Annotated in this window: 7 protein-coding genes; 4 read left to right on the top strand and 3 right to left on the bottom strand. The window is 71.0% G+C overall.

All coding sequences use genetic code 11. The annotated features are described in order from the left end of the window. Positions 1-374: 374 nt before the first annotated feature. The 3 genes from N4P33_RS13360 to N4P33_RS13350 form a co-directional block, all read right to left on the bottom strand. Positions 375-632 (bottom strand): helix-turn-helix domain-containing protein, encoded by a 258-nt coding sequence (locus N4P33_RS13360; RefSeq protein ID WP_260826615.1) that lies wholly within the window; start codon positions 630-632, stop codon positions 375-377. A 134-nt stretch (positions 633-766) separates the two neighbouring features. Then, positions 767-2326 (bottom strand): arabinogalactan endo-1,4-beta-galactosidase, encoded by a 1560-nt coding sequence (locus tag N4P33_RS13355; protein WP_260826614.1) that lies wholly within the window; start codon positions 2324-2326, stop codon positions 767-769. Positions 2327-2359: 33 nt separating this feature from the next. Beyond that, complete coding sequence (locus N4P33_RS13350; protein ID WP_260826613.1) at positions 2360-4381, bottom strand: beta-galactosidase; 2022 nt, start codon at positions 4379-4381, stop codon at positions 2360-2362. A gap of 183 nt (positions 4382-4564) precedes the next feature. On the opposite strand from N4P33_RS13350, the gene N4P33_RS13345 reads away from it, so the two are divergent. Genes N4P33_RS13345 through N4P33_RS13330 form a run of 4 tightly spaced genes read left to right on the top strand, consistent with a single transcriptional unit; the run spans position 4565 to position 8779 of the window. After that, positions 4565-5887 carry an ABC transporter substrate-binding protein gene (locus tag N4P33_RS13345; RefSeq protein WP_260826612.1) on the top strand — a complete coding sequence of 441 codons (1323 nt, stop codon included), beginning with the start codon at positions 4565-4567 and terminating at the stop codon, positions 5885-5887. Further along, a complete protein-coding gene (locus N4P33_RS13340) occupies positions 5884-6861 on the top strand; it encodes a carbohydrate ABC transporter permease (protein WP_260826611.1) in 978 nt (325 codons plus the stop codon). The genes N4P33_RS13345 and N4P33_RS13340 overlap by 4 nt, the downstream gene beginning before the upstream one ends. Continuing rightward, a complete protein-coding gene (locus N4P33_RS13335; RefSeq protein WP_260826610.1) occupies positions 6858-7751 on the top strand; it encodes a carbohydrate ABC transporter permease in 894 nt (297 codons plus the stop codon). Before N4P33_RS13340 ends, N4P33_RS13335 begins: the two co-directional genes overlap by 4 nt. Next, positions 7748-8779, top strand: coding sequence for a LacI family DNA-binding transcriptional regulator (locus N4P33_RS13330; RefSeq protein WP_260826609.1), 1032 nt, complete (start codon positions 7748-7750; stop codon positions 8777-8779). The genes N4P33_RS13335 and N4P33_RS13330 overlap by 4 nt, the downstream gene beginning before the upstream one ends. Positions 8780-8795 lie beyond the last annotated feature (16 nt).

Raw genomic sequence — 8795 nt, 5'->3', positions numbered from 1 at the left:
GGCGGCGCGGGCGGAGTCCCGGCTCGGATGGGCGCCCCGAGTCCGGGCCGGGCGCGCCAAGTCCGGACCGGCTCTCACAGGCCGGGCGAGCGTTCCAAGGTCGGGCTTGGCGCGCTGGGGTCGGGCCAACTGCCCCGGGACCGGCCGGGCCCCCCGCATCCGGGCCGAGCACCCCGAGACCACGCGCGCACCCCAAGGCCGGGCGGGCACCCCAAGGACGAGCGGGCACCCCAAGGCCGGGCGGGCACCCCAAGGACGAGCGGGCACCCCAAGGCCGGGCGGGCACCCCAAGGGCGGGCGGGCACCCCGAGACCACGCGGTCACCCCGAGACCACGCGGGCACCCCGAGACCACGCGGGCACCCCAAGGGCGGGCTACCAGCCCTTCTCGAAGCGGCGGGACACATCGGCGATGCGGACCTCGTCCCGGCGGAAGTGCAGGTGGCCGCCGAGGCGGGTGGTGCGCAGCAGGCCGGTCGCCGTGAGGAGGCGGAGGTGGGTGAGGGCAACCGGGTGCGAGAGGCCGAACCGGGCGGCGACGTCCTCCGCCGTGGCGCCGGTGTCGGCGCGGACGGGCTCCTTGAGCCACGTCAGAATGTGCATCCGGGTCCCGTCGACGGGTGTCCTGAGCATGTCGTCCACCTCCGCCCGGGCGTCCTCCCCTCCGGGCCCCTCCACTGTCCCGCACCCCCGCCCTCCACGTCCCGTGAAGCGGAACACCTGTCCGGGACCGGAACCGTCCGTGGCCTCAACCGCCCTGAAACAGCTCACCGGTGGCGGAACCATGCCGTCGCCGGGAGCGCGCGGTCGTCGTAGCCGAACAGCGCCTGGTTCTCCCAGCCGTTGCCGGAGGACGGGTCGGCCGGGTCCCAGCCGTTGCCGGTGCGGGCGGTCCAGGTGGCCTCCCAGGAGAAGACGCCGAGCCCGCGCCCGTTCGGCACCGCCTCGACGATGCTCGCCACGTCGTTCAACCACCGCGTCTGTCCTGCCGGGGTCGCCGGGTAGCCCGGGACCAGTTCCTCGGTGAGGTCGATGATGTTCTCGAGCCCGTCCTCGCTGTCCAGCCGGAACGGGTAGGCGGTCTCGGCGACGAAGACCGGCTTGCCGTAGCGGGCGGCCGCGTCGTCGAGGGTGGTCTGGAAGTCGGCGAGCGAGCCGTGCCAGTAGCCGTAGTACGACAGGCCGATGGCGTCGAACCGCACGCCGTGGGACACCGCGTTGTCGAACCACCAGCGGGTGCCGTCGAGGTCGCCGCCCTCGGCGAGATGCAGCGCGGCGACAGTGGACGGGTGGACCGACTTGACCGCGTCGTAGCCGGAGTTGAGCAGTCCGGCGAGTTGTGTCCAGTTGTCGGTGGAGCCCTCGTTCCAGAGCATGCCGCCGTTGACCTCGTTGCCGATCTGGACCATGTCGGCGGTGGTGCCCTGGGACTTGAGGGCGGCGAGGACGTCGTGCGTGTGGTCGTACACGTCCTTCTTCAGCTGCTCGTACCCGTGGCCTGCCCAGGCGGCGGGCTTGGTCTGCTTGCCCGGGTCGGCCCAGGAGTCGGAGTAGTGGAAGTCGACCAGCAGTTTCATGCCCTGCGCCTTGATCCGCTTGGCCATGGCGAGGACGCGGGCCTTGTTGTTGTAGCCGTCGGCCGGGTTCACCCAGACCTTCAGGCGGGCGTAGTTCATTCCGGCGGACCTCAGAATGGCCACCGCGTCGCCCTTGCCGCCCGAGGCGGTCCGGTACACACCGCCCCTGGCCTCGCTCTTGGGCAAGGACGAGATGTCGGCGCCCTTGATCGGCAGACCGGAGGTACCGGGCGTCAACGTGAGGTCGTCCACATTGATCCAGTTGCCGGCGTTCGCGTCACTGTTGACGCTGATGGTGCACTGATGGTTGGTGACATGGACCGGCACGACGACACGGATCCACCCACTCGCGGACACCGGCAGATCGGTGCGCTGTTCCGGGCCTCCGCAGTTCTTGAGGGCGAGGTGGGCGGCGTTCTGGCCGCCGCCCGAGCGGACCCAGGCGGTGAGCCGGTAGCTGCCGTTGGCCAGTCCGGACAGGTGCTGGTAGGTCTCCGTCTTGTACGCCGAGGACGACCAGTGGGTGAGGCGGTGGCCGCCGCTGTGCCCGCCGGCCTCGGTGAACGAGGCGCCGGTGTCGCCGTATTCGGACCAGCCGCTCGGGGTGGCCGCGCCCGAACCGTCGGCCTCGAAGCCGCCGTTGGTCAGCGTGCTCGCCGCCGTCGCGTGCTGGGCGGGCAGGGCGGTGAGGGCGAGGCCCGCGAGGAGCGGCGGCAGCAGGGCGGTGAGGGTGCGTCTGGGTTGGAGCATCGTCGTCCCTTCGAGGAGGTGGAGGGGTGGTGCTCAGTCGTCGAGTCGCACGACCCGGACGGCTCCGGCGGGGACCGCGAGACGGCCCGCGGCGCGTTCCCCGGTCAGCAGTTCGGTGCCGGGGGTGTCCAGCGGCACCTTGGCGTCGGTGGCGGTGTGGTTGATCGCGAACACGAAGGTGCCCGACTCGCCGGTGCGGCGGACCACTTCGACATCGCGCGGCAGATCGGCGCGCGGGGCGAGCCCGGTGTCCTCGAGCGCCCAGCCGAGGAGGACGTCCAGCCCCTCGGTCCCGAGACGCGTGGAGACGTACCAGGCGGTGCCCTCGCCGAGGCGGTGCCGGGTGACGGCGGGGCGTCCGGCGGTGAGCCCGTCGGCGTACGTCCACACCGTCTCGGCGCCGCGCGGGACCACGAACTCCGTCCACACGTCGGCGTCCAGCTCGGACCCGTCGGGCCCGGTCAGCCGGACCCGCTCGCCCGCGAGGAGCGGCGAGAACTCCTCGACGGTCAGGCCGAGGACGTCGCGCAGGGCGCCCGGGTAGGGGCCCTCGTGCACGGCGTCGTGCGCGTCGACGATGCCGGAGAAGTAGGACACGACGAGGGTGCCGCCGTTCTCGACGTAGGCGCGGAGGTTGTCCCCGGCCGCCTCGGTCATCAGGTACAGCGCGGGCACGACGACAAGGGGATAACTCGACAAGTCGGCTTCCGGATGGGCGAAGTCGACGGTGAGGTGGCGGTCGTAGAGGGCCTCGTAGAAGGCGTCGGCGCGTTCGCGGGCGTCGTGGTCCTCGCTGGGCCGCCAGTCGAGGTTCTGCGCCCACCAGGAGTGCCAGTCCCACAGCACCGCCACGTCGGCCCGCGTGCGGGTGCCGCGTACGGGGCGCAACGAGTCGACGGCGGCGCCCAGTTCGACGACCTCACGCCACACGCGTGTGCCGGTGCCGCCGTGCGGCAGCATCGCGGAGTGGAACTTCTCGGCGCCGCGGCGGGACTGGCGCCACTGGAAGAACATCGCGCCGTCGGAGCCGCGGGCCACGTGGGCGAGGGAGTTGCGGGCCATCTGGCCGGGGGCCTTGGCGGGGTTGCGGGGCTGCCAGTTGACGCCCGAGGTGGAGTGTTCGAGCAGCAGCCAGGGCGCGCCGCCCGCGACGGAGCGGGTGAGGTCGGCGGCCATGGCGAGGTTGACGTGGGTGCGCCGGCCGTCGGTGATCAGATAGTGGTCGTTGGTGACGAGGTCGACCTCGCGGCCCCAGGCCCAGTAGTCGACGGAGTCGCACTGGCTGAGGGCGGTCATGAAGTTGGTGGTGACCGGGACGCCCGGTGAGAGGCGGTGCAGGATGTCCCGCTCGGCACGGAAGTTCTCCCGCATCGTGGCGTCGGCGAACCGCTTGTAGTCCAGCGCCTGGGCGGGGTTGCCGACGGTCGGGGTGGCACGCGGGGGGTTGATCTCCTTCAGGGAGGCGTAGCGCTGGCCCCAGAAGGCCGTGCCCCAGGCCTCGTTGACGGCGTCGACCGTGCCGTAGGTGTCCTGGAGCCAGCGGCGGAAGTGGGCGGCGCAGGAGTCGCAGTAGCAGGCCGAGACGGGGACGCCGTACTCGTTGTGGACGTGCCACATCGCCAGTGCGGGGTGGTCGCCGTAGCGTGCGGCGAGCTCGGTCGTGATGGCCGCGGCGGCGGCGCGGTAGTCGGTGTTGCTGTGGCAGATCGCGCCGCGGGAGCCGAACTCCAGGCGCACGCCCTCGGCGGTGACCGGCAGGGCCTCGGGGTGGGCGCGGTAGAACCAGGCCGGCGGTGCCACGGTGGGCGTGCCGAGGTCGACGCGGATGCCGTGCTCGTGCAGCAGGTCCAGGGCACGGTCGAGCCAGCCGAAGTCGTAGGTGCCGGGCGCGGGCTCCAGCAGGGCCCAGGAGAAGATGCCGACGCTGACCATCGTCACCCCGGCCTCCCGCATCAGCCGGACGTCCTCGTGCCAGACGTGTTCCGGCCACTGCTCGGGGTTGTAGTCCCCGCCGAAGGCGAGCCCGGTGAGGCCCCTGGGGGTGGTCTCCGGCATGGATGCTCCCGCTGCGATCGATCGATTGTGAACGTACACACACCTCTGCGGTGCTGCGAGCCCAACATAACCGCACAGCAGCAACCATTGACAAGTGTCCGGGATGTTTCTCTACTGTGAACGCTCACAGAAGCATGGCAGGTCTCCGCAGCAGGCGGGGACCCCAGGTCAGGGGAGAGTTCCATGCCGTACACGAAGCGCCGTCGCCTCGTGAGTTCCGCCGTCGCCGTCGCGCTCGGCGCCTCCGCACTCGCCGCCTGCGGCTCGTCGTCGGACGACGACGGCGAGGCACAGTCCGGCCCGGTCTCGCTGACGTACTGGACGTGGGCGCCCGGCATGGACAAGGTCGTCGACCTGTGGAACAAGGGGCCGGGCAAGGAGCAGCAGATCACCGTCACGGTGAAGAAGCAGGCGTCCGGCGACACACTGGTCACCAAGATCCTCACCGCGCACAAGGCCGGCAAGGCACCCGACCTCGTCCAGGCGGAGTACCAGGCGCTGCCCACCCTCGTCAGCAACGACGCGCTGGCCGACATATCCGGCGAGGTGGGCGAGGCGAAGAGCAAGTTCGCCGACGGCGTCTGGCAGCAGACCACGCTCGGCACGGACGCGGTCTACGCGGTCCCGCAGGACATCGGGCCGATGATGTTCTACTACCGCGAGGACCTGTTCAAGAAGTACGGCCTGACCGTCCCGGAGACCTGGGAGGACTTCGCCGAGACCGCGCGGAAGCTGAAGAAGGCCGCTCCGGACAAGGATCTGACCACCTTCGCCGCCAGCGAGGCCGGTCAGTTCGCGGGTCTGGCCCAGCAGGCCGGCGCCCAGTGGTGGACCGTCTCGGGCGACCAGTGGAAGGTCGCGATCGACGACGAGGCCACCCGCAAGGTCGCCGACTTCTGGGGCGGGCTGGTGAAGGAAGGCGCGATCGACGACCAGCCGATGTACACCCCGGCCTGGAACAAGGCGCTCAACACCGGCAAGCAGATCGCCTGGGTCAGCGCGGTGTGGGCGCCGGGCACGCTGACCACGGCCGCCCCCGACACCAAGGGCAAGTGGGCGATGGCCCCGCTCCCCCAGTGGTCGAAGGGCGAGAACCGCACCGGCAGCTGGGGCGGTTCCTCCACCGCCGTGACCACGGACTCCGAGCACCAGGAGGCCGCCACGAAGTTCGCCACATGGCTGAACACCGACGGCGAGGCGCTGACCGCGCTGGCCAAGGAGAGCGGCATCTACCCGGCCTCCACGGCGGCGCAGACCTCCGGTGCCTTCAGCGAGCCGCCGGAGTACTTCTCCAACCAGCCCGACTTCTACGAGAAGGCGGCCGAGATCGCCGGGACCACGGCCCCGTCCGCCTGGGGTCCGAACGTCAACGTCGCCTACACGTCGTACAAGGACGCCTTCGGCGCCGCCGCGAAGAACAAGTCGGACTTCGTCGCCGCGCTGCACACCGTGCAGGAGGCGACGGTGGCGGACCTGAAGAAGCAGGGCTTCGGGGTCGCGCCGTGACCTCCGCAGCACGCCGGAGGCCGTACGGGGCCCGCAAGGCCCCGTACGCCCACCCGTCTCCCACCACCACCCTCAAACGAGCGCTCCGCGCCCCCTACTTCTTCCTTTTCCCCGCCACGCTTCTGTTCGTCCTGTTCTTCGCCCTGCCCATCGGCTACGCGGTCTGGCTGAGCTTCCGCAAGGTGGAGGTCTCCGGGCTCGGGCTGGGCGCCGGCGCCCGCACCGAGGTGTGGGCCGGGCTGCGGAACTACACCGACGCCCTCTCCGACAGCGAGCTGCTGAACGGTGCGCTGCGCGTGCTGGGTTACGGCTGCATCGTGGTGCCGGTGATGCTGGGCCTCGCCCTGCTGTTCGCGCTGATGCTGGACTCCGAGAAGGTGCGTCTGGCGCCCTTCACCCGGCTCGCGATCTTCCTGCCGTACGCCGTCCCCGGTGTGGTGGCGGCGCTGCTGTGGGGCTTCCTGTATCTGCCGGACGTCAGCCCCTTCTACTTCGTCCTCGACCGGCTCGGCCTGCCGGGGCCCGATCTGCTGGACGGCGGGCCGCTGTATCTGGCGCTGTCGAACATCGCGGTGTGGGGCGGCACCGGCTTCAACATGGTCGTCATCTACACCGCGCTGCGGGCCGTCCCGGCCGAGGTGTACGAGGCGGCGAAGCTGGACGGCGCCACCCCGCTGCAGATCGCCCTGCGCATCAAGATCCCGATGGTGGCGCCGTCGCTGGTGCTCACCTTCTTCTTCTCGATCATCGCGACGCTCCAGGTGTTCAACGAGCCGACCACCCTCAAGCCGCTCACCAACTCCGTGTCCACCACCTGGAGTCCGCTGATGAAGGTGTACCAGGACGCCTTCGGCAACGGCGACATCCACGCGGCCGCCGCGCAGGCGACGCTGATCGCGCTCGCCACGCTGCTGCTGTCCTTCGGCTTCCTGCGGGCCGCCAACCGACGCAACCGGCAGGAGGCGAACCGATGAGCACCGTTGCCCTGGCCGAACCCGAGGCCCGCGCCACGCACACCGCCCGGGGGCCGCGGCGCCGCCGGATCGCGCCGCTCCCCACCCTCACCCTGCTGCTCGGCGCGCTGTACTGCCTGCTGCCGGTCGCCTGGGTGATCATCGCGTCCACCAAGTCCGGCAGCGAGCTGTTCTCCACGTTCACGTTCTGGCCGGGCACGGGTTTCGCCGGGAACCTCTCCGATCTGGCCGCCTACCGCGACGGCGTGTACTGGCAGTGGATGGGCAACTCCGCCCTGTACGCCGGCCTCGGCGCGCTGCTGTCGACATGCGTGTCGGCGGTCAGCGGCTACGCGCTCGCGGTCTACCGCTTCCGGGGCCGCGAGACGCTGTTCAACGTGCTCCTCGCGGGTGTGCTGATGCCGCCGGTGATCCTCGCGATCCCGCAGTATCTGCTGCTCGCCGAGGCCGACTTGACGGACTCGTACCTGTCGGTGCTGCTGCCGCAGATCCTCTCCCCGTACGGCGTCTACCTCGCGCGGATCTACGCCGCCGCGGCTGTGCCGTCGGATGTGGTGGAGGCCGGGCGGATGGACGGGGCGGGCGAGTGGCGGATCTTCACCCGGGTCGCGCTGCCGATGATGGTGCCCGGACTGGTGACGGTGTTCCTGTTCCAGTTCGTCGCGATCTGGAACAACTTCCTGCTGCCGTACATCATGCTCAGCGACGACGAGAAGTTCCCGATCACGCTCGGTCTGTACACGCTGCTCGAACAGGGCGCCAACACCCCCGCGCTGTACACGCTGGTGATCACGGGTGCGCTGCTCGCGGTACTGCCGCTGGTCGCGCTGTTCCTGATCGTGCAGCGGTTCTGGAGCCTGGATCTGCTGTCCGGGGCCGTAAAGTCATGACCATGAGCAACACGGGGGGCAGGCGCAGGCCGCCGACGATCCACGACGTGGCGCGCGAGGCCGGGGTGTCGCGCGGCACCGTCTCGCGCGTGCTCAACGGCGGCCACTACGTCAGCCCGGCCGCGGCGGAGGCGGTCAACGCCGCGATCCGCAAGACGGGTTACGTCGTCAACCGGCACGCCCGTTCGCTGATCACCGGTCGTTCGGACTCGGTGGGCTTTCTGCTCACCGAGCCGCAGGAGCGGTTCTTCGAGGACCCCAACTTCAACGTCCTGCTGCGCGGCTGTACGCAGGCGCTGGCGGCGCACGACATCCCGCTGCTGCTGATGCTGGCCGGCACGCAGGACGAGCGGCGCCGCATCACGCGGTACATCACCGCCGGGCATGTCGACGGGGTGCTGCTGGTCTCCAGCCACTCGGGCGACCCGGTGGCCGAGGAGCTGCGTGCGGCGGGGGTTCCGCTGGTCGCCTGCGGCAAGCCGATCGGGCTGGGCTCGAAGGTGAGTTACGTGGCCGCGGACGACCGGGACGGGGCGCGGGACATGGTGCGCCATCTGCTGTCCCTCGGGCGGCGGCGGATCGGCGTGGTGACCGGGCCGCTGGACACGCCGGGCGGTGTGGAGCGCCTCGCCGGTTACAAGGAGGTGCTGGGCGAGGCGGGCGTGGAGATCGACCCGCGGCTGATCGTCTCCGGGGACTACAGCCGGGCCAGCGGTGAGTCGGGCGCCGAGCGGCTGCTGGCGCAGGCCCCGGACATGGACGCGGTGTTCGTCGCCTCCGACCTGATGGCGCAGGGCGTGCTCACGGCCCTGCACCGGGCGGGGCGCCGGGTGCCGCAGGACGTGGCGGTCGGCGGCTTCGACGACTCCCCCGCCGCCGTCGCCGCCAGCCCGGAGCTGACGACGATCCGCCAGCCGTGGGACCGGATCAGCGCCGAGATGGTGCGCGTCCTGCTGGCCCAGATAGGCGGCGAGGACCCGGCGGCGGTGATCCTGCCGACGGAGCTGGTGCGGCGGGAGTCGACGTAGGAGCGTGCACCGGCGG

It is taken from the genome of Streptomyces sp. 15-116A, from assembly GCF_025290915.1.
Taxonomy (GTDB): domain Bacteria; phylum Actinomycetota; class Actinomycetes; order Streptomycetales; family Streptomycetaceae; genus Streptomyces.
Note: the sequence above shows the minus strand (reverse complement) of the source record. Positions and strands in the feature narration are given on the sequence as shown.